This window comes from Pelodictyon phaeoclathratiforme BU-1, assembly GCF_000020645.1.
Taxonomy (GTDB): domain Bacteria; phylum Bacteroidota; class Chlorobiia; order Chlorobiales; family Chlorobiaceae; genus Chlorobium; species Chlorobium phaeoclathratiforme.
Map to the genome: position 1 here is coordinate 1,455,562 of NC_011060.1, position 22,628 is coordinate 1,478,189.

A 22,628-nucleotide genomic window follows, 5' to 3' on the forward strand; every position below is an offset into this window, starting at 1 on the left:
AACCGATAGTATGGCTAAGATACTTGAAGGGCCAGCCATGAAACTATTCAACAAATGGGGCATTCCTGTGCCAAATTATGTTGTGATCATGGATCCCGACCGCCTTGCCCAACTTGGGGAAGCTAATAAATGGTTGAGAGAATCAAAACTCGTTGTTAAAGCTCACGAAGCTATCGGCGGGCGGTTTAAGCTCGGGCTGGTCAAGCTTGGACTGAATCTTGACGAGGCTTATGCTGCAGCAAAAGAGATGATTGGACGTCAGATAGGCACATCAGTCGTTCGTCAGGTTATTGTTGCAGAGATGCTTGATCACGATGAGGAGTATTATTTATCTATTGCCGGTAACCGCGACGGGAGTGAACTTCTTCTTTCCAACAAGGGTGGAGTTGATATCGAAGACAACTGGGATACGGTAAAGAGGCTTGTCATTTCTCTTGATGAAACCCCGACGATTGAACACATTACCGAAGCAGCTCTTGAAGCTGGCTTCACCGGTGAAGTCGCCGAACGTGTTGCTAAAATTGCATCACGCCTTATTCTCTGTTTCGACAATGAAGATGCTCAATCAATTGAGATCAATCCACTTGTCATACGCAAGAGCGACATGCGATTTGCAGCTCTTGATGCCGTTATGAATGTTGATTGGGATGCACGTTTCCGTCATGCTGACTGGGATTTCAAACCAGTTTCCGAAATCGGAAGATCCTATACAGAGGCCGAACAGCAGATCATGGATATCGATGCCCGCATTAAGGGATCAGTCAAGTTGGTTGAAGTACCGGGTGGAAACATTGCTCTCCTTACAGCAGGCGGCGGCGCTTCGGTTTTTTATTCCGATGCCGTGGTAGCAAGAGGCGGCTCAATTGCCAATTATGCAGAGTATTCCGGTGATCCTCCGGATTGGGCAGTAGAGGCTTTGACAGAAACGATCTGCAGGCTTCCTAATATCAAGCATATCATCGTCGGTGGTGCAATAGCCAACTTCACGGATGTCAAGGCAACGTTCAACGGGATTATCAATGGATTCCGTGAGAGCAAATCAAAAGGATACCTTGAAAACGTGCAGATTTGGGTAAGACGCGGTGGACCGAATGAGAATCAGGGACTTGCCGCAATGAAAAAGCTGCAGGAAGAGGGATTTGACATTCACGTTTATGATCGCAGCATGCCTATGACCGATATTGTCGATCTTGCCCTTAACTCATAAGGTCAGGCGATATCGCAGGAACCCCAAAGAGAAACTTCTAACATATAAACCGTAAGAATCGTGAGTATTTTAGCAAATAAGGATACACGAGCGGTCATCATTGGCGGTATTGCTGGATTGAATGCTGCAAGGCGGATGGCTCAGTTCGACTTTCTGATCAATCGACCGCTGACGGTGCAGGCGTTTGTTTACCCGCCAGAGGAAGGGCAACAGAAAGAGATTTACCGTGGCGGCGAACTGAACAACGTTACTGTTTATTCGTCACTCGAAAAAGCCCTCGAGGAAAACCCTCAGATCAATACAGCGCTTATCTATATCGGTGCATCCCGGGCATACCAGTCAGCAAAAGAGGCCCTTGATGCAAAAGGGATCAAGCTTGTGACCATGATCACCGAAGGTGTGCCGGAAAAGGATGCCAAACGACTGCGCAAACATGCAATCGACAGCGGCAAAATCTTCAACGGGCCATCCTCTATCGGTATCATGTCGGCAGGGGAGTGTCGCCTTGGTGTTATTGGCGGAGAGTTCAAAAACCTGAAACTCTGTAATCTCTATCGTCCAGGCTCATTTGGTGTCATTACCAAATCGGGTGGCCTTTCGAACGAAGCCATGTGGTTATGTGCCCAGAATGGCAACGGAATCACCTCAGCCGTAGCTATCGGTGGAGACTCCTATCCTGGAACGGACTTCGTGACCTATCTCAATATGTTTGAAAACGATCCTGATACCAAGGCAGTCGTTATCATCGGAGAAGTGGGTGGGACGCTTGAGGAAGAGGCTGCGGAATGGCTTGGCAAGGAAATACGCCGAATCAAACTGATCGCTTCAATTGGTGGTACCTGTCAGGATGTGCTGCCACAAGGCATGAAATTTGGCCATGCTGGCGCAAAAGAAGGAAAAAAAGGTCTTGGATCGGCACGCTCCAAGATAAATGCCCTTCGTGAAGCAGGCGCAGTTGTTCCTGATACCTTTGGTGGACTCAGCAAGGCTATCAAACAGGTCTATCTGGAACTGAAGGCGAGTGGCGTTATCAAGCCTGAGCCGGAACTCGACGAAAAATTGTTGCCACAACTTCCTCCAAGTGTTCAGGAAGTCATGAAGCAAGGCGATATTATTGTCGAGCCACTCATCCGTACCACCATTTCTGACGATCGTGGTGAAGAGCCCCGTTATGTTGGCTATGCGGCATCGGAACTCTGTGAAAAAGGCTACGGTATTGAGGACGTTATCGGACTTCTGTGGAACAAGAAGCTTCCATCAAAAGAAGAGTCTGAGATCATCAAACGCATTATCATGATTTCAGCCGATCACGGCCCGGCAGTTTCTGGCGCATTCGGCTCCATTATCGCGGCATGTGCAGGCATCGACTTGCCTCAGGCTGTTTCAGCAGGCATGACCATGATTGGGCCAAGATTTGGAGGCGCAGTCACCAATGCCGGAAAATATTTCAAGTATGGCGTCAAGGAGTATCCTAACGACATTCCTGGATTTTTGAACTGGATGAAGCAGAATGTCGGTCCGGTACCAGGTATCGGTCACAGGGTGAAGAGCGTCAAAAATCCGGATAAACGGGTGAAATATCTGGTTGACTATGTTACAAACCAGACGACGCTTCACACTCCTTGTCTTGACTATGCACTTGAAGTCGAAAAGATCACCACAGCCAAAAAGGATAACCTTATCCTGAACGTGGATGGTACGATCGGTTGTATTCTTGTTGATCTTGATTTCCCGGAATACTCACTCAACGGCTTCTTTGTTCTGGCTCGGACAATCGGCATGATTGGTCACTGGATCGATCAGAACAATCAGAATTCGCGCCTTATCAGGCTCTACGATTATCTGATTAATTATGCTGTAAAAGAAGAACGAGAAGTTCCCGAAAAGAAGTAAACAGCTTAACACCCTTTGCCATAAGTGAAAGGTGTCTGTTACAAAAAAAAGGCAGGAACCACAATTCCTGCCTTTTTTTTGTCTTTTCTGCAAGGAGGGGAGGAGCGCCCTTGTCAGTATAAACGATTGTAACAGTTTTATTTAAAAGTTGTTAACGTGATTTCTCGTATAAAAATACAAGAGCCTCATTCGGTGCTTATTTCAACAAATATGCTGTCTATGCATTTTATGTTTGAAAACGATCAGTAATTACGTTAAACTTCGTATAGAATTCAGTCAATGGTTGGCTGATCGCTATTCAAGTAATTTGTGCTTTGGTTACTTGCCGGTATCTCTCCCTATCAATGCACATGTACACAGAGATTAAAAAATGAATATTTACATCGGTAATTTGGCTTATACTGTTTCTGAAGATGATCTTCGTGATGCTTTCTCCGAATTCGGAGAGGTTGCAAATGCGAGCATCATCAATGACAAATTTTCAGGTCGCTCAAAGGGATTTGGATTTGTTGAGATGCCTAAGGACAGTGAAGCACGTGAGGCTATCGAATCAATGAATGGAAAGGATTTGAACGGTCGCACGGTAACGGTAAACGAAGCGAAACCTCGCGAAGAGAGACCTCGTGAAGAAAGATCGCCAAGAAGGGACCGCTACTAAGCTTTTCCGGCTATTTTTACCAAAACCCTGACAGGACGCAAGTTTTGTCAGGGTTTCTTGTTATGCCCAACACAGGGAGGCCCTTACCAAAAAATATTTCCATTCTCGGTTATGTCTTGGGGTAACTATCGCTATATTGTTCGCGTTCTCTGCAACACCTTGTTTTATTGACACCAAAACCAAAAACGAAAATTATGGCCCATAAAATTATTGATACCTGCATTCTTTGCGGAGCCTGCGAGCCTGAATGCCCAGTAAACGCTATTTCTGTTGGAGACGATATGTATATCATCGATGAAGCGCTCTGTGTTGATTGTGTTGGTCATCATGATGCTCCGGCATGTGTTGCTATATGTCCAACTGATAGCATTATCAAAGCCTGAATTAGCCCAAAAACAAGCCTGAGGCCGGTTGATATAACTACGAAGTATTGAGCCGGAACAGAATAGCATGTAAATAGACGGAAACAGTCCAGGTTACTTCGTTGCGTGTTGGATATTTTAGCCTCAGGAATGGATCGGAATCTAAACAACAGCATCTTTGCAGGTGCTGTTGTTATTTGTTAAAGTTTTATATAATATTGTTTTATATCATTTACTTTACATAACTAATATTATACAACAGTAAAAAATAGCGAAAAACAGGGGAGCGCAGAAGGAGAGGGGAGATATCAAGAGCTTCAAAGTTTTCAGGCGGTGTCAAGTACTGCGCGGATGGTTTTGAAAGGTAAAATAACTGCCCACATAATCCCAATCCAAGAACAAACCGATCCACTTCCAAACAACCAGGCCTGAATACTTGCACCTCGTAACGCACCAACCCTTATTTGTCTGAAAAAGAGTGTTTTTATCGTATCAATTGGCAGGGGAGGCAAATTGAGCTAAAATTCTTGATCCTGCAGCCATAACTCAAAAATACATGATACAGCATGATATGATGAATTCCGTTTGAGTTAAGTTTTTCTGACAACCCCAGATCATTGACTCCGGATTACACAACAAGTGCGTCCCGGATTCAATTTGCATCATGATAACAGCGCGTTAACCAAGGCTAAGCCAGAACCAAACATGGCACAAGAGAAACCTGAAGCATGAGATACAAAAAATGAGTCAACAGAGGACCATCTTTTGTTACCCGGATTTGTTGTATAATATTAGTTATGTAAAGTAAATGGTATAAAGTTTTTTTTATGAGCTGAACTTTTGTATTCTGCAGAGGCTTTTCTCACAAGAAAGACTCCCGTACATCAGGCATTGCTCAGGTGTTTCCATCTTGCTTCTGGTAGTTTATTGCGCAATTGGTGAACGCTATCAGATCGTCAAGATGCTGTTCAATCACGGCAATCACAATACCGAGATTCAAGCTTTGGTATTGATGAACCAATGTATTGCGGAATCCAACCATACCTTGAAGGTTTTTAGCAAGCAACCGATCAATAACGCCTCTTTCGGCAAGAATTGCAAAGCTCTCCCGGCTTTCCTTTGGTAACCCGAATTTATGGATTTTGATAAGGTGATTTGCAAGATCAATGGCTTGTTCACATGCACGCTGCAGATTTAAGGCGATGGCATCCTGACGCATGAAGTCCTCCTCAAAAGGCTTTTCGGACGGCAAGGCGTAATACAGCTTGATCTGCCTTATACAGCGCTCAATGCTCTCTTTTTTGTTGAGAATGATGTCGTCAATCATCATGCAATAATCGTTCCGGTTTTTTTAATCTCGGCAAGAATGTCAGCCCGCTCTTCATTGAGTTTCTGGTAATAAGAGATGGTAAGCATTTCAAACTCATCAACAGCAAAGCGGTCGCTCAAGAAAAGTAGGCGGCCTGTCATGACGATTTCTTTTTGAAAGACCGTTGATAATGACCTCAGATTCAGGAGATCCACCTCCCGGCAAAAAAGCATTTCGAGATCAGCCTTGCAGGCACTCAACGCAAGATTAGTATTTGTAACCGTACTCCCGTGAGGAAACATCAGTGCGAGATCAACATCACTATCCACTCTCTCGTCGGTTGTTGCATAGCTTCCGAAAAGATAAATCGCAACAGTTGTTGGAAAATGCTTCAGGATCGTTGGCGCAATAGATTCAATCATCACTTTTTCCGGTCATTTTATCATATCTCTGATACCCCTGCATTATGATTATATTGTAGTTCAAGATACTCAACCAGCTACATTTGCACAATCTTTTACCATACGGATTTTGCACGCCTATCCCCAAAAAAGTACCATGGCAACAACACTCCGTTTCAAACCAGATAAAGGGCACATCATCCTCCCGATTGGAGAGCTGATGGCCCTTATCGATACCGGCTCGCCAGCAAGCATCTCCTCCCGCCCTTTCAGCTTTGGAGGAGAGCGTCACACTACCCCGGATCAATTCATGGGTTTTACAACCAGGCAACTCAGCGATCTGGCAGGTATTGCCATCGACATCCTCATCGGCTGCGACATCCTGTCACTCCATAAACTCAGAATCCGCTGGCAGGAACAATGTATCGACATCGGAGACGACACTCCAGACGGCGAGACCATCGATGAGATGGAAACAATGAGTGGATGCCCGATTTTCCCCCTGCGGATCGCCAACAACCACACAAAAGCCCTCTTCGATACCGGAGCGCACCTCTCCTACATCTCCCCTGCTCTCGTTTCCGGCATGGCGCAAACAGGCCAAAAAGCGGACTTCCACCCCTTTAACGGCCACTTCACCTCCCCGACCTACACAATGGAAACCGCTCTCGGGGGCAAGGCCTTTACCATGGAGTACGGCACACTCTCCGGCGAGCTGGGAGCAGCCGTCGATATGACCCTGAACATGACCAACACCACAGCCGTTATCGGCACCGAACTCCTCCAGCACTTCGACTGCACTCTCGATTGGAAGGAGAGCAGGATATCATGGAGCTTGAACGAACTCCCCTTCCACTTGAATTTGTAACGACAAGAGAACAGGACGTGACGGTATTGAGACCGTTCCGCATACGATAGAACGGTATCCTGGTATTATAAATTGATGCGTAAAATACCTGAATTATTTTGTGTTAATGGTGTTGGTTGATATTATTAGAGTGTATCGTATTGATTATTATGCATCGCTGCGCGTACTCTCTCTGTTCAATGAACGTTAATGGCACAATACACAACCTATGGATACCCCAAACGATCAATATGACAGCCCGTGGAAAAGGGCCGTCGTTTCGACCGATACGACCGGCCAGTTGCCAGTTTGGCCGTGCTGGCGGATACACACAAGCAGTGGAAACCCACCTCTTACAGCTTGACGGTGCTGGGATGTAGTCATACCTTCAATTTTCTGGTGGCAAAGCTGACCGATTACGAAGAGCGACTTGATGAGCTGCTGGAATCAGATAACGTTTTTGGCTGGATTACGGCGGCTCATATCCTGACCCAAAAAACCAAAAAGCAGGATCAGGAACGCTACGCAGCAAAACTACATTTGGTGCGCATACTCTATCAGCGTCACTGGGAGAAACAACGTATCATTGATTTATTATATATTGCAGACTGGCTGATGCAACTGCCTGATTGGCTGAACAGCCTGATCTGGCAAGAACTTGAAACAATTGAGGAGAAAGAAAACATGGAATACGTTACAAGCATAGAACGAATTGGTATGGTCAGGGGGCAATACACCTTACTGAAAAGTCAGCTTGAGTGCCGCTTTGGACTGTTGCCTGAATGGGCTTCAGAGCAGTTAAAAAGTGCCAAAAGAAAGGATCTGGAAGCTTGGGGTAAAGCGGTTCTCACAGCCCCGACTCTGGAAGCTGTTTTCAAAAAATCGGATGTGCCGTAACAAGAACGGAGATTCACGACAGGTTCTGGCGGGAGGCTAAAACCGAGCTCCGAAAACGATTCGAATGAAAATCAGGCAGCTCCCTCCGCACTGAATGATTTGAATTTTTGGATATCACCGAATGTTCACCGCCCAGGCCACACCGCAACCAAAAGCGCCCGCAGCCGACAACACAACAACAAGCACAACAGAACAGCCCCGTATCGTTCGATAATAAACCCGATTGTAAAGTGCTTTCTTTGGATTGGTTATCCAGCCATAACAGCGAGGAGCCTTGAAGCCCAGAGATTGGCGGGCATACCGCTTCCACGAGGTGCGGGCAGCAATGCGCTTTTTAAGCGAAGGTATTCTAACGCCAACTTTCATGGCAACCGGGATATCTTATTATAGGCTTTGATAAAAGCATTTGATTTTCCGAGCCATCAATATTCGGCGAACCCCCAAAAATTCATCGTAATCTTTTAACGTCATCTCATAGATCGTACCGGGAATGCAGTTAGCCTCAAGGTTTGCTTCGAAATCCGGAAGAGTATCAATACCGCCAAAGGCGAGCTTCCCGCTTTGACATTGCTCACGGATTTGACCGATATAATCTGCCGGAGAGCGCTTCCCTACCTTGATGTTAATCTCCTGCTGAACATAGACATAGTTCTCCACCTGATTGTACTGGCTCTGGCTGAAACCATTCTCTTTCAAATACTGCCAGGGAAAAATATGATGGATATCCCCCCCGGTGTTCAATCATCTCCTTCACACTGATGTCTCGCGACAGGAACCCTTTGATTTGCTTCTGGAATGTCAGCTTTGTATCAGCCTGTTATTTGAGTAAATTTCGAAGTGATATTATTTGGATGTAATCAAGACAATACTTCCAGTAACTTCTTTAAAAGTAAACTTTTGGATAATGCCTGAACTCTCACGATTTTTCGGGATTTTGATAAGAATGTATGCTGAACTGGATGTTCCCCATCATACGCCTCATTTTCACGCCTATTATCAGGATTCACAGGCCGTTTTTTCTATTGACCCGGTTACCATGATGGAAGGCGAATTACCCGAAAGGCAGCGACGACTTGTGATGGCCTGGGCTGAAATTCATCAGTTTGAACTTTTGACCGATTGGGATTTGTTACAGGATGGCAAGGCCCCGGTAAAAATAGAACCGCTCCGTTAATTCAAGACGATAACTCACTATGAAACATCAATTTATAAGGGTCTTAGCTGTCGATATTCTTGACGGCTTTTCATTGCGTGTACATTTCGATAACGGTACGGTAAGGAAAATCAATCTGGAACCCATTTTGTATGGTGAACTCTATGAACCGCTGCGCAATCATGATTTTTTCAGGCAAGTCACCGTTGACGAGGAAGTTGGAACTATAGTATGGCCAAATGGAGCAGACTTTGACCCTGACTTGCTCTACGCATGGGACGAACACATCGACGCCTTTGCCGCCCAGATGCACAAAGTCGAACAGTCACAGGATCGGTAACGGTTTCAGGGGCCTACCATTTTCACCGCCCAGGCTACACCGCAACCCAAAGCGCCCGCAACTGACAACAAAACAACAAGCACAACAGAACTGAACTTGCAACAGAAAAATGGACACATTAAGAAGCCATAACTATGGGCAGCATCAATGAGTAAAGCATTTGCAATTGATTTTGCATGGCTTGAGCGCTTCACTCCTGATGAAGCAGAGCGCTTTACCTTTGCTGATATTAAAATAACCGTTGGTGGAGTGCTCATTACGGAACTTGCCCTTTTACGTCTGGTTGGTGATCGGCTCTATTCACCAGATACAGACAAGTTTCTGCCAGTTACCACCGTTAACACTGCCCGGCAGAAGTTTCAGCGAGCTTTCGCCCAAGAGTTTCTCTGTCCATCCAATGCCTTGAAAGATTTCATTGGTGAAGACTTCGGAGAAGAGAAGCTGGATGAAGCGGCACACTACTTCAACGTTTCAACAAGAGTGATAGAGACGACGTTGGTGAACAAAGGCTTTATAGATCGAGGAAGTCTGTTCGATTAAGTCCAGCTTGATGCAAAATAAAAGCTGAAATCAAAGCAAAAACAGGCTGGCTGAGATGGTTTGTTGTCCGAATGCGACGGATGTCCTCCGGGAGAAAAACCTTTTTTTCCGGCAAACAAAGCGATTCTACTGTACGCATCGTTACTTCATCCATTGCTCCGACCTCAACAAGGTCTTTGGCCATGTCATGGAACAGCTTTTTGGTATAGTGCTCGTAAGCTTTCTTCGCAGTAATCATATCGTTATCGTATACGGAAAGCTTTTTATCATCCTTGATTGTAGGGCGGAATGCCTGGGAAGTTATCTGACCTTGCTTGATAAAGCTTGGATGAATCTGGCGAAGCATCAATGTAGCGTCATTCATACCTCAGCCTCCGATAGTGTCTTGAGTTCCTGATTCAGCAACACACAATCATCGGGCTTGTTAAAATCAAGAGACTTTATGATTTCGTCATCATTACTCATGTTCAAGGCATGAAACTCACCCTGACGGATATCGATATTTACAGCAAGAGATATTTCATAACCATTCAGGGCCCATTCAATTTGAACTCCACCTTCGGGTGTCGGATAAATGCATGGTACAGGCAACTCATCCGAGTAATATGTTTCAAAATAGCCGACAAGCCAGTCCAGCCCCTCTTTATCCGGAGCAACACCTTCACCATCAAGCCAGCCATTCTCCAAAGAGCGCAGTTCATCCAACTGAACCAACACATCGTTAGCATCCAGCAAGCTGATGTGCTCGACAGAATCGATGCTTTGAAGCCGATTATTGCGATTAAACCTTCCTATCCCCTGCAGCATCACGATACCGCCATTACCATAACGCATGAAGGCTTCCTTAACGATGTCACAATGTTGCGGTGAAATTGGCGCACTCACTGTAGGTCCACTGATAATGTGCAAATCAAACGTCATTTTCGCCTGATCAGCAGCAGGTATTGATCCTCTCAGGGTAATTTCCTCAGTAAGCTCCAACACATTTGAGGAAGCAAGCAATAATTTTCTGCGAGTAGTTTTGTTCAGTCGAGCCGGTTGAGCTGTATCCGCAGGATTCAACTCAAGTGACTCGCCATCTCTGAGACTCCGGCCTATTCGATCAAAATAACAAAGAAGATTTTCAGGCAAATACTCCTTGATATCCCGATTTCGTTCGGCAGCATTAACTGCGTTAACTATCGAATTTTTAGCCAGGTGAAAGTAATGGGCATTATCAGAAGGAAAAAGATCCAGACTTGTTCCCGCAAGTGTGAAGAACAAGGCTATTTTTGGGATGGCACTTCCCTCTTCAATACCTGTCAGCTTGAGAGAAACACCGTTGGTAAAACCACGAGGAATGCGTTTCCTGTCGGGGTGTTCTTGCATGTACCCCCATTTGGCGGTTTCAACAAGCATTTCTTCCAGAACAGCCAAATCCCTGAGAACATCGAGAGGAATGGCATGTCCCGAAAATCGTTCACCAACGAGCCGGGGGCTAAGGAATTCAATGTTGTTCAACGTGCTGCTCATGGCGCTTAATGGTTTGTCAGTGGTCAATATAAAACAACATGAACAAAATAAAGCCATAAAGGCGCATATCCGCGTCTCTCCATTCGAACCATGGTCAAAGGAATATGTCTTTCTGGACCAAGAGCTGCGAGCCGTAGTTCAGGATGCCGAATTGGGTAAGCGCTTTGTTGACAAGCTCGTCAGGGTCAATGTGTTGAATGGTGACGAGAAGTGGATATACATTCACGTTGAAGTACAGGGTACCAAACAGGCAGAGTTTGCAAAACGCATTTTTGTCTATAACTACAGGATTTTCGACCGATATGACCGGCCAGTTGCCAGTTTTGGCCGTGCTGGCGGATACACACAAGAACTGGAAACCTACCTTTTATGGCTTTACCGTGCTGGGCTGCAAACTCTCTCTTGAGTTCCCGCTTGCCAAGCTGACCGATTACGAAGAGCGACTTGATGAGCTGCTGGAATCAGATAACGTTTTTGGATGGATTACCGCAGCTCATATCCTGACCCAAAAAACCCGAAAGCAGCATCAGGAACGCTATGCGGCAAAAATACGCTTAGTACGAATACTCTATCAGCGTCACTGGGAGAAACAACGTATCATTGATTTATTATATATTTCAGATTGGCTGATGCAACTGCCGGATTGGCTGAACAGCCAAGTCTGGCAAGAACTTGAAACAATCGAGGAGAAAGCGAAAATGGAATACGTTACAAGCATAGAACGACTTGGCATGGTCAAGGGCCAATACACCTTACTGAAAAGGCTACTCGAAAGCCGCTTTGGCCTGTTACCCGAGTGGGCTTCAGAGAAGTTGAAAAACGCCAAATCAAAAGAGCTGGAAGCTTGGAGTGATGCTATTTTCACTGCCCCGACTCTGGAAGCTGTTTTCAATAAATCGGATGTATCATAAAACGAGCTGAGATTCACGCCAGGCTCTGGCGTTCGCTGCTCTCTGCCCTGAATGTTTCAAATGCTGGTTGACTGCAGAACCCGAAACATGTTACTCCTGACAAAACTCTGATGCATAAATAATTACCAAAATCTTTCTATGTTATAGTCATCAAAAATCTTGTCAATAGAGACCAGAGTATAGTTTTCAACGATTGATTGACATGCTATCATTCTGTCAAAAGGGTCTTTGTGAATAAAAGGAAGTTCTTTCAAGCAGACTAAATGTTCTTTTTTTACGTTCAAGATGCTCATGTTCAGTTTTTCCGACTCATCAAACAGTAATTCGAAAGGAATGTCCAAAGCAATTTTTGATAAACTCAGTTTGATCGATATTTCCCAAAAACTGGCGATACTAATAAAAACATCATTGTTTGAATTCACAATGGCTTCTCTGGCTTTTTCGGATAAGTTGATATCATTACTGAAAAACCAAAGTAATGCATGTGTATCCACTATTATCTTCATTCCATATATTCCCTGAAGTCTTCAAGAGGCTCATCAAAATCATCTTTGATATGTATTTTCCCTTTCAAAGTACCAACCTCTCTTGATGACCTTTCTTTTACCGTCGTTTCATTGATGATGATAATTTCAAACGAATCTTCAATACAAGGAATATCCTCTTCAAGAATAATACTTCTCGGTGACAGCAATCGCCCTTTTGTAATGATTGCATGTTGCATTTAATCTCCTCTATGCCTAATTTTTTTGATATATTTCTTATACCGGATCCTCTCATTTCTTGAACTTTATTCGTTCTCTCGCACTCTCGTCACTTTTCCAAAATACACTCTGTCAGGGCTATTCCGCATAACCGACCCATGACCCCAGAAAACAGAAAAACTTAAAACTGCGAGGATATCAGCAGAGCTTTTCTGTATAGGGAATACCAGCACGGCAATACGTCAAAAATAATGTATGAATATTTTTGGGAAAAATGAAAGACTGTAGTGCCCAAGATTGCCTTGAAGCCCCCCAAAGTACAGGGTACAAAGCAAGCTGAGTTTGCCAAACGCATGTTTGTCTATAACTACAGGATTTTCGACCGATATGACCGGCCAGTTGCCAGTTTGGCCGTGCTGGCAGATACACACAAGCAGTGGAAACCCACCTCTTACAGCTTGACAATGCTGGGGTGTAGTCATACCTTCAATTTTCTGATGGCCAAGCTGACCGATTACGAAGAGCGACTTGATGAGCTGCTGGAATCAGATAACGTTTTTGGATGGATTACGGCAGCTCATATCCTGACCCAAAAAACCAAAAAACAGGATCAGGAACGCTATGCGGCAAAAATACGCTTAGTACGAATACTCTATCAGCGTCACTGGGAGAAACAACGTATCATTGATTTATTATATATTTCAGATTGGCTGATGCAACTGCCGGATTGGTTGAACAGCCAGGTCTGGCAAGAACTTGAAACAATTGAGGAGAAAGAGAAGATGGAATACATCACAAGCATAGAACGACTTGGCATGGTCAAAGGCCAATACACCTTACTGAAAAGGCTACTCGAAAGCCGCTTTGGCCTGTTACCCGAGTGGGCTTCAGAGAAGTTGAAAAACGCCAAATCAAAAGAGCTGGAAGCTTGGGCTGATGCGATTCTCACAGCACCGACTCTGGAAGATGTTTTCAAAAAATCGGATGTGTCATAAATAGAGCTGAAATTCACGACAGGCTCTGGCGGTCGCTGCTCTTTGCCCTGCATAGTACCACCGCCGCGAAGATTGTTCGCTTTTGCTGGCTTCAGGGTTCTTCTCCTGATAATGTCGTACAAAATTATAAAAGAGCTGTTATCTTTTCAAAAGCAAGATAGCGGTCAACGAAGAGATCAATCCACCCCGCAGTTGAATATTTTTTGAGACAGGAACAGACATCTTCAAGTGTCCATTCAGAAAATGAGCTGTCATTTGAAAGGCAATTGCGATAATCGGTTACCGCACCTTTCACATGGTGGTTATCTTTTGGATATAACATCACAAAAAGACCGTCCTCATAGTGATCTGTGTCACATATAGCCCCTGCAAGCAAATGATCTCGCCATATTTGTTCAAGCGGCGATAACTTGAGCGCATCTCTGGTGCCTGCAGAAAAGCAATTCATCTCATCCGCAACTTGATCGTAACGAACATTTTCCTGCTTCTGTTCACCATCTTTCCCTGCCGGGCCAATGAGATTCTCATGGTATTTTACCTCAATCCCTATGAATCCACAGGCACCTGTTGATGTTTCACAGTCGATAAAGACATCAAACGCCGATCGATCTCCAAGGTATCGGGAGTCTCTGCGACCTGGTGAAAACTCAAACTCGATAGCGTTCACTTGGCGGAAACGGCCTGACGTTAATTCTTTAACAAGATCGATAGCCAAGGGGATATCTCTTTTCAGCTCAGCAAAAAGATTAAAACAAAGTGGCTGGCTTGAAAGCAGATTGTCGAAAATACGTGGTTTACCAAAGAGTTTTCCTTTACTGACTTTCGGATTGCAGACTTCCTCTCGCACAACCTGTCGAACCCCGTCAGTAATAAAATTTGAAAGTGAGTCCTCAGCCCAAGGCATTGGTAACCGAGAGCCTCGAAGGTGCGCCTTGCCTTTCTTATCAGCGTACTCATGGCATGAAAAACCTTGCTCTTCTCGCCAGATTGACTGAAGAATACGAGCGGTTCGCTGAAAGTCGGATTTATCAACCGACTCTTTGGCATGGAGATCCTCTGCAAGCTTTGTTAAATTCATCACAATCCTTGATAATATTTTTTGATCTTCTGGGCCATCAACGATCTACGAACTCCTAAAAAAACCTCGTAATCCTCTAACGTCATCTCATAGATAGTGGATGAACGAAAAACTGTTATGATATTATAAAATAATAGTTTATATTGTTATTTCATGGTCAAAGATATTTGACGGACCCTGAGCTAAAGCGTAATAATACCCCATTAGAAGCATTTTTGATAGAGAAAAGGTGTTGCAGGGTGCCCTCAAAGAGAAACAGACTCCAAACTTCGTTTTTTGAAATCCACTATGCGTAGCGTCATCAACCACCAAATGATGTTCGGTCGTACCGATATTTCTGCCATTGTTTTCGATCCGAAATCACGAGATGATATCCCAAAAATCTTGAGGGGCCTTCAGGGCATCTACACCGACGAGGAGTTGCGCAAGCGTGTTTTTGCCATCCTCGAAGAGGTTCGTCCTGAACGGAAAAAAGGAGAAGGAAAAGCTGACCCAAACACAGGGCGTCCCGGTATGGAGCAATGGGCAATTTTGGTACTGGGTGTCGTTCGACTGGGAATCAACGCTGATTACGATCGGCTTCATGAATTGGTCAATCACCACGATACGCTTCGCCAGATGCTTGGTCACAACGATTGGACTGATAAAACATCTTATGAACTCCAGACCATCAAAGATAATGTCCGACTGTTTACCCCCGAATTGCTTGATCGAATCAACCAGGAAATTGTCCGTGCAGGTCATACGTTAGTAAAAAAAAAGAGGAAGAAAATTTCCCTTTAATGGCCCGAGGTGATTCGTTTGTGGTGGAAACCAACGTTCACTTTCCTGCTGATACAAGCCAGTTGTTCGATGCCATTCGCAAAGCCATTGAGGTCTGTGCGAAATGGTCTTTTGATGAAGGATTAAGTCAATGGCGCCAATACGATCATAACATCCGGCATATCAAAAGAATGCGTCGTATTGTGCAACAGCTCAAGCACTCGACATCAAAAAAGCCGGAAAAGAAAGCTCTCAAAGATCAACAAATAAAGCAAGCACTCCTCGATTACCTTGCGGCAGTCGATTATCAGTTACAACGGGCAGTGCGTACCGGCGCAGAACTGGGTGGCTTAAATCCGTTGCGGCTCAGCCAGCTTAACGGCTATATTGCTCATGCTGAGGTACAAATGGGGCAAATTCGTCGTCGGATAAATGACGAGGTTATTCCGCATGCGGAGAAAGTCTTTTCAATTTTTCAGCCACACACCGAGTGGATCAGTAAAGGCAAGGCGGGAGTGCCGGTTGAGTTGGGATTACGGGTCTGTATTATCGAAGATCAGTATCGTTTTATCCTGCATCATCAGGTCATGGAAAAAGTTGTCGATAGCGACATCGCAGTGTCCATTATCGAAGAGACCAAGCAACGTTTTCCAAACTTGCGATCGATCAGCTACGACAAAGGCTTTCATAGCCCGGATAACCAACGCGACCTGAAAGCGCTTCTTGAAAAAGTTGTTATGCCGAAAAAAGGCAAGCTCTCAAAAATCGACAAAGCTCATGAATCCGAGCCGGAATTCAGGAGACTGCGACGGCAGCATTCGGCAGTTGAATCAGCAATCAACGCACTTGAGGTTCACGGCTTGGATATATGCCCTGATGATGGCATCAAAGGATTCAATCGCTATGTTGCCCTTGCAGTGCTGGCTCGCAACATTCATCGTTATGGAGCACTCTTGTACAAGCAGGATGCGAAGCGACATCGAGGGCCCTACAAAAAAGCTGCCTGAGTTCTCTCCCCAAAAAAAGAGTTTTTTACCAATTCGCAGGGAGAGATCCGTTCGTTATGACGCTTCCTGGAGCAAAATTCGGTAGTTTACCCATGGCGTGTCACGATCAGCACAAAAACGCCTTTTGTTGATCATTAAAAATGGTTTTTAATCCGGCGGGAGGTTGTCAAATTTTCAAAAAACAGGGGTTTTCTTTCTGGCACTAGATAGTACCGGGGATGCAGTTCGCCTCAAGGTTTGCTTCAAAATCTGTAAGAGTATCAATCCCACCAAAGGCGAGCTTCCCGCTTTGACATTGCTCACGGATTTGACCGATATAGTCTGCCGGAGAGCGCTTCCCTACCTTGATGTTAATCTCCTGCTGAACATAGACATAGTTCGCTACCTGATTATACTGGCTCTGGCTGAAACCATGCTCTTTCAAATACTGCCGTGGAAAAATATGATGGATATCCCCCCGGTGTTCAATCATCTCCTTGACACTTATGTCTCGCGACAGGAACCCTTTATCATTGAATTTTGCCTGAAGCCCGCCCCCCTTTGTCCACTTGAGTCTGGAACGACTATAGAACAGGTGGTGACGGTATCCAGACCGTTCTGCATAACTCCGAACTGCATCCTGACAATAAACATTGGAACGTAAAATATATGAATTATTTTGTATCAAGGGAGATTGTTGATATTATTGCAGTGTTTTATATTAATTATTACGCATCGCTGCGTATACACTCTCTGCGCAATGAATGTTACTGGAACACAACCTATGGATACGCCAAACGACCAGTATGACAGCCCGTGGAAAAGGGCCGTTGAGAACTACCTTCAAGAGTTTATGGAATTCTACTTCCCACTGGTTCATGCTGAAATAGATTGGGCAAAGGAGCATGTTTTTCTGGATCAGGAGCTGCGGGCCATAGTTCAGGATGCCAAGTTGGGGAAGCGTTTTGTTGACAAGCTGGTCAGGGTGAATGTGTTGAATGGTGACGAGAAGTGGATATATATTCACATTGAAGTACAGGGTAAAAAGCAAGCTGAGTTTGCCGAACGGATGTTTGTTTACAATTATCGTATTTTTGACCGATACAGGCGACCTGTTGCCAGCCTGGCAGTACTGGCGGATACACACAAACAGTGGAAACCCACCTCTTACAGCTTGACAGTGCTGGGGTGTAGTCATACCTTCAATTTTCTGATGGCCAAGCTGACCGATTACGAAGAGCGACTTGATGAGCTGCTGGAATCAGATAATGTTTTTGGATGGATTACGGCAGCTCATATCCTGACCAAAAAAACCAAAAAGCAGGATCAGGAACGCTACGCAGCAAAAATCCGTTTATTGCGAATCCTCTATCAGCATCAATGGGATAAACAACGTATCATTGAATAAAGAATCCCCGCCGCAAGCAGCGGGGTATTGAAGATTTCCTCTTTTAGAACAGTGACAACTGATAATCACTGTAGCGTTTCTGATACGTACCGCCCTGCCCTTTGACATACTTGCCTATCATGTCTTCATTTCCATGCTTTCCAACCGTTCCGGCATAATACCCATCCGTCCACATCTCACCACCCCACAACAGTTTTTTTACTTTGGGACATCGCCTGAACACTTCTCGAGCAGAAATACTCTTTATCATCGTCACGATTTTCGTGACACTATACGTTGGCACTGATTGCACCAAAAAATGCACATGATCTTTATCTGTACCAATTTCCAGGAACTTGATCTGATAACGATTTTCTATGTCCAAGCACACGTCTTTTAGGACTTCATCCACCTCATTATCAAAAATCACGCGTCTATACTTTGCTGGTAGCACTATGTGATACATCAGAACGGTGACATTGTGGCTCTTGTGAATATATTCGCTCATGCCAACTAATATACATCATATCACGCCGCAAGCGGCGGGGAATATGACCCGTAGAGATTTATTTTATATTTTAGACTGGTTGATGCAACTGCCCGAATGGTTGAACAGCCGAGTCTGGCAAGAACTTGAAACCATTGAGGAGAATGAAAACATGGAATACATTACAAGTGTAGAACGAATTGGCATGATCAGGGGGCAATACACCTTACTGAAAAGTCAGCTTGAGTGCCGCTTTGGCCTGTTACCCGAATGGGCTTCAGAGCGGTTACAGTGCGCCAAAGCAAAGGAGCTGGAAGCTTGGGGTAAAGCTTTTGTCACAGCTCCGACTCTGGAAGCTGTTTTCAATAAATCGGATGTATCATAAAACGAGCTGAGATTCACGCCAGGCTCTGGCGTTCGCTGCTCTTTGCCCTTCATAGGACAACCGCCGGGAAGATTATTCGCTTTCGCTGGCTTCGAAGTTCTGCTCCTGATAATTTTGTACAAACTGAAGCGTTGAAAATCCAGGCCTGATGATTTCAGCACTATCATGAAGCGCCTTGTCTTTCAGGATTGCTGGATTCAGCACCTCAAAGCGCTCTTCGATAGAATGAAACTCTGTTTTAATGTTGGATAGAGTGAGAAACCATAGCTTTATTTTTCTTTCCTGATCGTTCCCCCTTGACTTTTTGCCTGTAATGAACGATATTAAGGCAGCTCATCTACCATGTGTGGAAGGAGTAACGAGGCCGTCCTTCGGGGCGGCTTCAGCATTTTCAGCTCTTTTTCCGCTGATATTCTTCATATTCCTTCTGTAATTTCCTTTGCTTAAATTCTTTCCTCGCGTCCGCGCTGATTTCGCCAAACCTTTATGGCCGTATCAGTTTCATAATCAGAAAAAAGTACCAACGATGGCAACCAGACTGGAAAGTCACTCATCCCTGTACCTCCGTCGCATGCCAGCGGAAAATATTCATCTTTTCTTCACGCAACAGGGTCGTTCGTGTCAGGTCGTAGCCTGAACGATGTTTCATTCGTTCAATGAGCGCAATTTTCCCCTCATTGCCATGAAGGTTTCTGTTCAGGTAGCCGACGGCACCAATAAGCAGATCGGCCAACTGTAATTGCTCGAGCTCATGAGAGTGTACAAGTTGCAACCGCTCAATTACCTGCCGTGAGAAGTCATATCGGTCGTTACACAACACTTCATGCAGTTGAGCTACTTTTTGTGCACCACGCGTATCCTTGATATCGAGATAGATGCGATAGCGGGCTTCAGGTTTAAAAATGACTTTCAGCATATCAAAGTACATCTTGTAATACCAATCATCATGATCCTGGCCAAGAAAAGCATCATGGCGGATAAGCGACTTGTCAGGGACTATCAAGGCCCGAAAATGCAAGTCGTCATCATCGAAAAAATAATCGACAAGATCCAGATAAAATCGAGTCTTGGCAGGCGATACTTTAGTCCATTTCACTTCAAAAAGCGATGAACAACCATGTTTCTGCTTGATCTCACGCAAGCGCACAGCGATCTCCCGACTCTTATCCAGCGGACACCAGACTGCTCCAAGCACCATTGCCTTCTGTCGATCATTCTCCAGATGACAGGATTCATCACAGTAGATATTGTAAATCTCGCTCATGGTATTGCCCTGTATAAATAAAATCGAATTAATTTTAAGTTCATACTCTATCTTTTCTCTTTTCTCAATTTCAATCGCTGGCTACTCATGCTTTCAATAAGCCCAGCAGCTTTCATCACAGATTCCATGCTGATGGTGGGTATGTCTGCATGATCTTTAACAAACTGTGACAGGTATTCCGGTGATGGTGATTAAATACCCTGACGCTGGCAAAGCATGAATGAAACTGATTCTGCTTCAAACTCTTCTGTTGCATGATTGAGACGCTGTCGATCCGGCCATAGTTTAATATCCGGAGTTCCAAGATGACCGCAATAGAGGTGGGCAAGTTCATGCGCTATCGTGGCATACTGAGCTTCAGGTCTTTGACTGTTCATGTTGGCGAGCATCTCATATTTTACTGTGACAGGCGCAAATAGCGGTTTTCCGTTATTTTGATAGCCAGATAAAACATTCAAACGATCGTTTTATAAGACAGCGAAAATCAATCAATTTGGAATCACACAAACGAAACTGCAAAACATTCTGAAGCGGATCTAAAGCAACAACCGGTGAATGTGAACAGAATTGCGTAGGATTGATCACGATTTCTCTGATATCATGATCAGTGAGTCGGGTAAATGCAAAGCAATCCGTTAAACAAAGCAGTTCTGATGCAACACAATTCAAACATTGATGCGCCGACCAAATATTATCTTTTATTCACTTTGAGATCGCAAGACCAACGCTTTCGAAGCCAATCAATATGTCTACGTCCCGAAACATAGTCAGACCAAACTACGTAGAACCTCCAGCATAGCGATGCTAGCCACCAAGTAGCAAAAATAAATGCGAGTCGTAATACATCATTTGCGATATCCTGAAGTTTGTCTGTGTGCCATGGAATTAGCGAACCAATAAGACAGCATACACTAAGTAGCACAATAACAAATTTTCGCGAACGTTTCTGATTCACAAAACCGAACCCGAGTTGCAAAATAGCCACCCCTATCAGAAAGGAGTACCAATAATTAATATGGTTATTGAAATAATTGTTATACTCACCCCCGGAGTATAGCAATGGGAAAAGAACTGTCGCTATAATCGTAAAGAAAGCTAAAAAAACTTCAACAATGCGAAACGGCCGACGAGATGCAACAAGCGTCGAGCCAACTACAACTTCAAGAAAGATCTGCAGCCCGACAAACATACCTAAACTAAAAGTTCCAACACGGGATAAGGGTGTTCGCCCGAATCCCGCCTCATACCAAAAAATAATTTGCCAACCGGTCGTGATAGAGAATAGCACAGGCAAGAGAAATACCCAAGGGTGCCAAGACAAACTAAGCTCCGAACTTTTCAGATGTGATATCCCATCTGACATGGTTGATTTATCGTCTATAAATGGATCTACTTTGCTGAGCGCCTTAATACGCCCTGTCCACACATCGAAAAGATGAGTATTTTTCCAATAGGCCAAGTGAGCACCTCCCGGCCATGAATTAGTATTGAATGTTATTTCTTGTGGAGCACTGGATAAGAAAAGACCAGGAGCCTTGTCATTAACTAAATCGCGAGCAATGTTAAGTGTAGATGCAATTGGATCGCCATTGTCTACGAAATTAATCCAGTGAATTCGTGGCCTATGTTCGTCTGCCACCACTGGGCGTTGCTCCAGTGTACCTGAGTACTCTTCCCAAACTGATTTCCAAATTGGAAGAAATAAATCAATTGGAGATCCCATAGTGCAAAAACTTCCTAATTTTAGAAGCCAGGGTGGTTTTTCAGATCCAATTTTGTCAGCCTTAACTATGCCAAGCAGAGCAATCACGAAACCAAGACTGTGAGAAGATAGATGAATTTGATCTACATTTACCGAGGCTGCTTTTAAAGAAAGTGATTCCATTGCTGTATTAAAACGATGCATTATTTTTTCTCGTAAGTCAGAAAACTCCGAAAAGACGAGCAATGACCCAATGAAGTACCGAATAAATTCAATTAGCTCGTCCGTCTCAATACGATAACTACCAAGAATTAAACGCATTAATTGAAGACTCAGTATCGTGTCATCGACAATTCCTGTAGTGTAAAGAAGCTGGGTTTTTGATAGGCCCTTTCCATTGTATTTTGTTAAATCAATGTATGATATCTGCATAGGGATGCTTCTCGCCCATTCTGTCAGTGGAGGTACTACTGACGCAGCGTGCGTCTCAGCGATATCTGCCCAATGGATCTCAGAGAAAGCGTAGCCAGGAAGATAATCAAAGCGAGCCCATCCTACACTATCAGGACCAAATTCACTATTAGAAATGCCATGTGGATATAATTGACTTGCGATATCTCCAAGCGGAACCACAATATCATGTCCGTTAACCCTCGCAAACTGAGTAATCACACGCTGGACACTTGCAAGTGGCTGATGTTTTCCTATCCCATGCACCACTACTATTCCTTGAACTGGCGTCTCTGTAGTCATGAATCTATCCTCTATTTCCATCTTATTCATTGTGTGCTGCGAGATGCGTAGAATTTGTGAGAGACAATATTTTAATAAATATGAATAAAAGATAA

30 protein-coding genes are annotated in these 22,628 nt (G+C 44.4%); 15 read left to right on the forward strand and 15 right to left on the reverse strand.

Annotation, left to right across the window (positions count from 1 at the left end; translation table 11 throughout):
- Positions 1 to 10: 10 nt before the first annotated feature.
- From PPHA_RS06910 to PPHA_RS06925, 4 genes are all read left to right on the forward strand, one after another.
- On the forward strand, positions 11 to 1,207 hold the full coding sequence (locus PPHA_RS06910; RefSeq protein WP_012508146.1) for an ATP citrate lyase citrate-binding domain-containing protein: 1,197 nt from the start codon (positions 11 to 13) through the stop codon (positions 1,205 to 1,207).
- A gap of 60 nt (positions 1,208 to 1,267) precedes the next feature.
- The gene (locus PPHA_RS06915; protein ID WP_012508147.1) at positions 1,268 to 3,100 is read left to right on the forward strand and encodes a citrate/2-methylcitrate synthase; all 1,833 of its coding nucleotides are present in this window, start codon (positions 1,268 to 1,270) and stop codon (positions 3,098 to 3,100) included.
- Between the two features lie 370 nt (positions 3,101 to 3,470).
- Complete coding sequence (locus tag PPHA_RS06920; RefSeq protein WP_012508148.1) at positions 3,471 to 3,758, forward strand: RNA recognition motif domain-containing protein; 288 nt, start codon at positions 3,471 to 3,473, stop codon at positions 3,756 to 3,758.
- 194 nt (positions 3,759 to 3,952) lie between these two features.
- Positions 3,953 to 4,141: a 4Fe-4S binding protein gene (locus tag PPHA_RS06925; protein ID WP_012508149.1), complete on the forward strand. Its 189-nt coding sequence runs from the start codon at positions 3,953 to 3,955 to the stop codon at positions 4,139 to 4,141.
- 874 nt (positions 4,142 to 5,015) lie between these two features.
- Here the strand turns inward: PPHA_RS06925 and hepT are convergent.
- Entirely contained in the window at positions 5,016 to 5,450 is a 435-nt protein-coding gene (gene hepT / locus PPHA_RS06930) for a type VII toxin-antitoxin system HepT family RNase toxin (protein WP_012508150.1), read from the reverse strand.
- Complete coding sequence (mntA, locus tag PPHA_RS06935; RefSeq protein ID WP_012508151.1) at positions 5,447 to 5,851, reverse strand: type VII toxin-antitoxin system MntA family adenylyltransferase antitoxin; 405 nt, start codon at positions 5,849 to 5,851, stop codon at positions 5,447 to 5,449. The genes hepT and mntA overlap by 4 nt, the downstream gene beginning before the upstream one ends.
- A 136-nt stretch (positions 5,852 to 5,987) precedes the next feature.
- Between mntA and PPHA_RS06940 the strand changes: the two genes are divergently transcribed.
- Positions 5,988 to 6,698 (forward strand): hypothetical protein, encoded by a 711-nt coding sequence (locus PPHA_RS06940; protein WP_012508152.1) that lies wholly within the window; start codon positions 5,988 to 5,990, stop codon positions 6,696 to 6,698.
- A 240-nt stretch (positions 6,699 to 6,938) separates the two neighbouring features.
- Complete coding sequence (locus PPHA_RS06945) at positions 6,939 to 7,574, forward strand: hypothetical protein (protein ID WP_012508153.1); 636 nt, start codon at positions 6,939 to 6,941, stop codon at positions 7,572 to 7,574.
- Positions 7,575 to 7,688: 114 nt separating this feature from the next.
- Here the strand turns inward: PPHA_RS06945 and PPHA_RS06950 are convergent, their stop codons facing one another.
- Complete coding sequence (locus tag PPHA_RS06950; RefSeq protein WP_012508154.1) at positions 7,689 to 7,940, reverse strand: hypothetical protein; 252 nt, start codon at positions 7,938 to 7,940, stop codon at positions 7,689 to 7,691.
- 18 nt (positions 7,941 to 7,958) lie between these two features.
- Positions 7,959 to 8,315, reverse strand: coding sequence for a hypothetical protein (locus PPHA_RS06955; RefSeq protein WP_012508155.1), 357 nt, complete (start codon positions 8,313 to 8,315; stop codon positions 7,959 to 7,961).
- A gap of 163 nt (positions 8,316 to 8,478) precedes the next feature.
- Between PPHA_RS06955 and PPHA_RS06960 the strand changes: the two genes are divergently transcribed.
- From PPHA_RS06960 to PPHA_RS06970, 3 genes are all read left to right on the forward strand, one after another.
- Positions 8,479 to 8,748, forward strand: a complete 270-nt coding sequence (locus PPHA_RS06960) for a DUF4160 domain-containing protein (protein WP_223294004.1) — start codon at positions 8,479 to 8,481, stop codon at positions 8,746 to 8,748.
- A 19-nt stretch (positions 8,749 to 8,767) separates the two neighbouring features.
- Positions 8,768 to 9,067: a DUF2442 domain-containing protein gene (locus tag PPHA_RS06965; protein ID WP_012508156.1), complete on the forward strand. Its 300-nt coding sequence runs from the start codon at positions 8,768 to 8,770 to the stop codon at positions 9,065 to 9,067.
- Between the two features lie 147 nt (positions 9,068 to 9,214).
- Complete coding sequence (locus tag PPHA_RS06970; RefSeq protein ID WP_012508157.1) at positions 9,215 to 9,607, forward strand: ImmA/IrrE family metallo-endopeptidase; 393 nt, start codon at positions 9,215 to 9,217, stop codon at positions 9,605 to 9,607.
- Here the strand turns inward: PPHA_RS06970 and PPHA_RS14585 are convergent.
- Together PPHA_RS14585 and PPHA_RS06980 are read right to left on the reverse strand one after the other, a co-directional pair.
- Positions 9,579 to 9,971, reverse strand: a complete 393-nt coding sequence (locus PPHA_RS14585) for a helix-turn-helix domain-containing protein (RefSeq protein ID WP_012508158.1) — start codon at positions 9,969 to 9,971, stop codon at positions 9,579 to 9,581. The two genes, PPHA_RS06970 and PPHA_RS14585, sit on opposite strands and share 29 nt — an antisense overlap.
- Positions 9,968 to 11,119, reverse strand: a complete 1,152-nt coding sequence (locus tag PPHA_RS06980) for a hypothetical protein (protein WP_012508159.1) — start codon at positions 11,117 to 11,119, stop codon at positions 9,968 to 9,970. Before PPHA_RS06980 ends, PPHA_RS14585 begins: the two co-directional genes overlap by 4 nt.
- On the opposite strand from PPHA_RS06980, the gene PPHA_RS15925 reads away from it, so the two are divergent.
- Together PPHA_RS15925 and PPHA_RS06985 are read left to right on the forward strand one after the other, a co-directional pair.
- A complete protein-coding gene (locus tag PPHA_RS15925) occupies positions 11,118 to 11,525 on the forward strand; it encodes an RpnC/YadD family protein (RefSeq protein WP_190274035.1) in 408 nt (135 codons plus the stop codon). The genes PPHA_RS06980 and PPHA_RS15925 overlap by 2 nt on opposite strands.
- The gene (locus PPHA_RS06985) at positions 11,449 to 12,030 is read left to right on the forward strand and encodes a hypothetical protein (RefSeq protein WP_083765350.1); all 582 of its coding nucleotides are present in this window, start codon (positions 11,449 to 11,451) and stop codon (positions 12,028 to 12,030) included. The genes PPHA_RS15925 and PPHA_RS06985 overlap by 77 nt, the downstream gene beginning before the upstream one ends.
- A 122-nt stretch (positions 12,031 to 12,152) precedes the next feature.
- Here PPHA_RS06985 and PPHA_RS06990 read toward each other — a convergent pair whose 3' ends face one another.
- Together PPHA_RS06990 and PPHA_RS06995 are read right to left on the reverse strand one after the other, a co-directional pair.
- Positions 12,153 to 12,524 carry a type II toxin-antitoxin system VapC family toxin gene (locus PPHA_RS06990; protein WP_190274036.1) on the reverse strand — a complete coding sequence of 124 codons (372 nt, stop codon included), beginning with the start codon at positions 12,522 to 12,524 and terminating at the stop codon, positions 12,153 to 12,155.
- Between the two features lie 8 nt (positions 12,525 to 12,532).
- The gene (locus PPHA_RS06995) at positions 12,533 to 12,754 is read right to left on the reverse strand and encodes a DUF2281 domain-containing protein (RefSeq protein WP_012508161.1); all 222 of its coding nucleotides are present in this window, start codon (positions 12,752 to 12,754) and stop codon (positions 12,533 to 12,535) included.
- Positions 12,755 to 13,021: 267 nt separating this feature from the next.
- Here PPHA_RS06995 and PPHA_RS07000 point away from each other — a divergent pair, with 267 nt between their 5' ends.
- Positions 13,022 to 13,729, forward strand: coding sequence for an RpnC/YadD family protein (locus PPHA_RS07000; RefSeq protein WP_012508162.1), 708 nt, complete (start codon positions 13,022 to 13,024; stop codon positions 13,727 to 13,729).
- A gap of 124 nt (positions 13,730 to 13,853) precedes the next feature.
- On the opposite strand, the gene PPHA_RS07005 is transcribed toward PPHA_RS07000, so the two are convergent.
- A complete protein-coding gene (locus PPHA_RS07005; protein ID WP_012508163.1) occupies positions 13,854 to 14,807 on the reverse strand; it encodes a PGN_0703 family putative restriction endonuclease in 954 nt (317 codons plus the stop codon).
- Between the two features lie 288 nt (positions 14,808 to 15,095).
- Between PPHA_RS07005 and PPHA_RS07015 the strand changes: the two genes are divergently transcribed.
- Positions 15,096 to 16,576 (forward strand): ISNCY-like element ISPph5 family transposase gene (locus PPHA_RS07015; protein WP_150085532.1). Its coding sequence is split into 2 segments (ribosomal slippage): positions 15,096 to 15,558 and positions 15,558 to 16,576, totalling 1,482 coding nucleotides; the frame shifts between segments, so codons are not numbered across the junction.
- A gap of 202 nt (positions 16,577 to 16,778) precedes the next feature.
- Here the strand turns inward: PPHA_RS07015 and PPHA_RS07020 are convergent.
- Positions 16,779 to 17,048, reverse strand: a complete 270-nt coding sequence (locus PPHA_RS07020) for a hypothetical protein (RefSeq protein ID WP_012508164.1) — start codon at positions 17,046 to 17,048, stop codon at positions 16,779 to 16,781.
- A gap of 291 nt (positions 17,049 to 17,339) precedes the next feature.
- Between PPHA_RS07020 and PPHA_RS07025 the strand changes: the two genes are divergently transcribed.
- A complete protein-coding gene (locus PPHA_RS07025) occupies positions 17,340 to 17,963 on the forward strand; it encodes an RpnC/YadD family protein (RefSeq protein WP_083765312.1) in 624 nt (207 codons plus the stop codon).
- Between the two features lie 43 nt (positions 17,964 to 18,006).
- Here PPHA_RS07025 and tnpA read toward each other — a convergent pair whose 3' ends face one another.
- The gene (gene tnpA, locus PPHA_RS07030) at positions 18,007 to 18,450 is read right to left on the reverse strand and encodes an IS200/IS605 family transposase (protein WP_012508047.1); all 444 of its coding nucleotides are present in this window, start codon (positions 18,448 to 18,450) and stop codon (positions 18,007 to 18,009) included.
- 43 nt (positions 18,451 to 18,493) lie between these two features.
- Between tnpA and PPHA_RS07035 the strand changes: the two genes are divergently transcribed.
- On the forward strand, positions 18,494 to 18,814 hold the full coding sequence (locus tag PPHA_RS07035; protein ID WP_223294005.1) for a hypothetical protein: 321 nt from the start codon (positions 18,494 to 18,496) through the stop codon (positions 18,812 to 18,814).
- 72 nt (positions 18,815 to 18,886) lie between these two features.
- Here PPHA_RS07035 and PPHA_RS16530 read toward each other — a convergent pair whose 3' ends face one another.
- The 4 genes from PPHA_RS16530 to PPHA_RS07050 form a co-directional block, all read right to left on the reverse strand.
- A complete protein-coding gene (locus PPHA_RS16530; protein WP_263053232.1) occupies positions 18,887 to 19,018 on the reverse strand; it encodes a hypothetical protein in 132 nt (43 codons plus the stop codon).
- A 346-nt stretch (positions 19,019 to 19,364) separates the two neighbouring features.
- On the reverse strand, positions 19,365 to 20,078 hold the full coding sequence (locus tag PPHA_RS07040) for a DUF3800 domain-containing protein (protein ID WP_012508165.1): 714 nt from the start codon (positions 20,076 to 20,078) through the stop codon (positions 19,365 to 19,367).
- Between the two features lie 191 nt (positions 20,079 to 20,269).
- Complete coding sequence (locus tag PPHA_RS07045; RefSeq protein ID WP_190274037.1) at positions 20,270 to 20,455, reverse strand: ImmA/IrrE family metallo-endopeptidase; 186 nt, start codon at positions 20,453 to 20,455, stop codon at positions 20,270 to 20,272.
- A 314-nt stretch (positions 20,456 to 20,769) separates the two neighbouring features.
- The gene (locus tag PPHA_RS07050; RefSeq protein ID WP_012508166.1) at positions 20,770 to 22,533 is read right to left on the reverse strand and encodes a hypothetical protein; all 1,764 of its coding nucleotides are present in this window, start codon (positions 22,531 to 22,533) and stop codon (positions 20,770 to 20,772) included.
- Positions 22,534 to 22,628: the final 95 nt, after the last annotated feature.

Excerpts from the sequence above, each read along its gene's own strand:
- PPHA_RS06910 (WP_012508146.1), top strand. The coding sequence starts at position 11 with ATGGCTAAGATACTTGAAGGGCCAGCCATGAAACTATTCAACAAATGG.
- PPHA_RS06920 (WP_012508148.1), top strand. The coding sequence starts at position 3,471 with ATGAATATTTACATCGGTAATTTGGCTTATACTGTTTCTGAAGATGAT.
- PPHA_RS06925 (WP_012508149.1), top strand. The coding sequence starts at position 3,953 with ATGGCCCATAAAATTATTGATACCTGCATTCTTTGCGGAGCCTGCGAG.
- hepT (WP_012508150.1), bottom strand. The coding sequence starts at position 5,450 with ATGATGATTGACGACATCATTCTCAACAAAAAAGAGAGCATTGAGCGC.
- mntA (WP_012508151.1), bottom strand. The coding sequence starts at position 5,851 with ATGATTGAATCTATTGCGCCAACGATCCTGAAGCATTTTCCAACAACT.
- PPHA_RS06940 (WP_012508152.1), top strand. The coding sequence starts at position 5,988 with ATGGCAACAACACTCCGTTTCAAACCAGATAAAGGGCACATCATCCTC.
- PPHA_RS06950 (WP_012508154.1), bottom strand. The coding sequence starts at position 7,940 with ATGAAAGTTGGCGTTAGAATACCTTCGCTTAAAAAGCGCATTGCTGCC.
- PPHA_RS06960 (WP_223294004.1), top strand. The coding sequence starts at position 8,479 with ATGCCTGAACTCTCACGATTTTTCGGGATTTTGATAAGAATGTATGCT.
- PPHA_RS06965 (WP_012508156.1), top strand. The coding sequence starts at position 8,768 with ATGAAACATCAATTTATAAGGGTCTTAGCTGTCGATATTCTTGACGGC.
- PPHA_RS06970 (WP_012508157.1), top strand. The coding sequence starts at position 9,215 with ATGAGTAAAGCATTTGCAATTGATTTTGCATGGCTTGAGCGCTTCACT.
- PPHA_RS14585 (WP_012508158.1), bottom strand. The coding sequence starts at position 9,971 with ATGAATGACGCTACATTGATGCTTCGCCAGATTCATCCAAGCTTTATC.
- PPHA_RS15925 (WP_190274035.1), top strand. The coding sequence starts at position 11,118 with ATGGCGCTTAATGGTTTGTCAGTGGTCAATATAAAACAACATGAACAA.
- PPHA_RS06980 (WP_012508159.1), bottom strand. The coding sequence starts at position 11,119 with ATGAGCAGCACGTTGAACAACATTGAATTCCTTAGCCCCCGGCTCGTT.
- PPHA_RS06995 (WP_012508161.1), bottom strand. The coding sequence starts at position 12,754 with ATGCAACATGCAATCATTACAAAAGGGCGATTGCTGTCACCGAGAAGT.
- PPHA_RS07005 (WP_012508163.1), bottom strand. The coding sequence starts at position 14,807 with ATGAATTTAACAAAGCTTGCAGAGGATCTCCATGCCAAAGAGTCGGTT.
- PPHA_RS07020 (WP_012508164.1), bottom strand. The coding sequence starts at position 17,048 with ATGATTGAACACCGGGGGGATATCCATCATATTTTTCCACGGCAGTAT.
- PPHA_RS07025 (WP_083765312.1), top strand. The coding sequence starts at position 17,340 with ATGGATACGCCAAACGACCAGTATGACAGCCCGTGGAAAAGGGCCGTT.
- tnpA (WP_012508047.1), bottom strand. The coding sequence starts at position 18,450 with ATGAGCGAATATATTCACAAGAGCCACAATGTCACCGTTCTGATGTAT.
- PPHA_RS07035 (WP_223294005.1), top strand. The coding sequence starts at position 18,494 with ATGACCCGTAGAGATTTATTTTATATTTTAGACTGGTTGATGCAACTG.
- PPHA_RS07040 (WP_012508165.1), bottom strand. The coding sequence starts at position 20,078 with ATGAGCGAGATTTACAATATCTACTGTGATGAATCCTGTCATCTGGAG.
- PPHA_RS07045 (WP_190274037.1), bottom strand. The coding sequence starts at position 20,455 with ATGAACAGTCAAAGACCTGAAGCTCAGTATGCCACGATAGCGCATGAA.
- PPHA_RS07050 (WP_012508166.1), bottom strand. The coding sequence starts at position 22,533 with ATGACTACAGAGACGCCAGTTCAAGGAATAGTAGTGGTGCATGGGATA.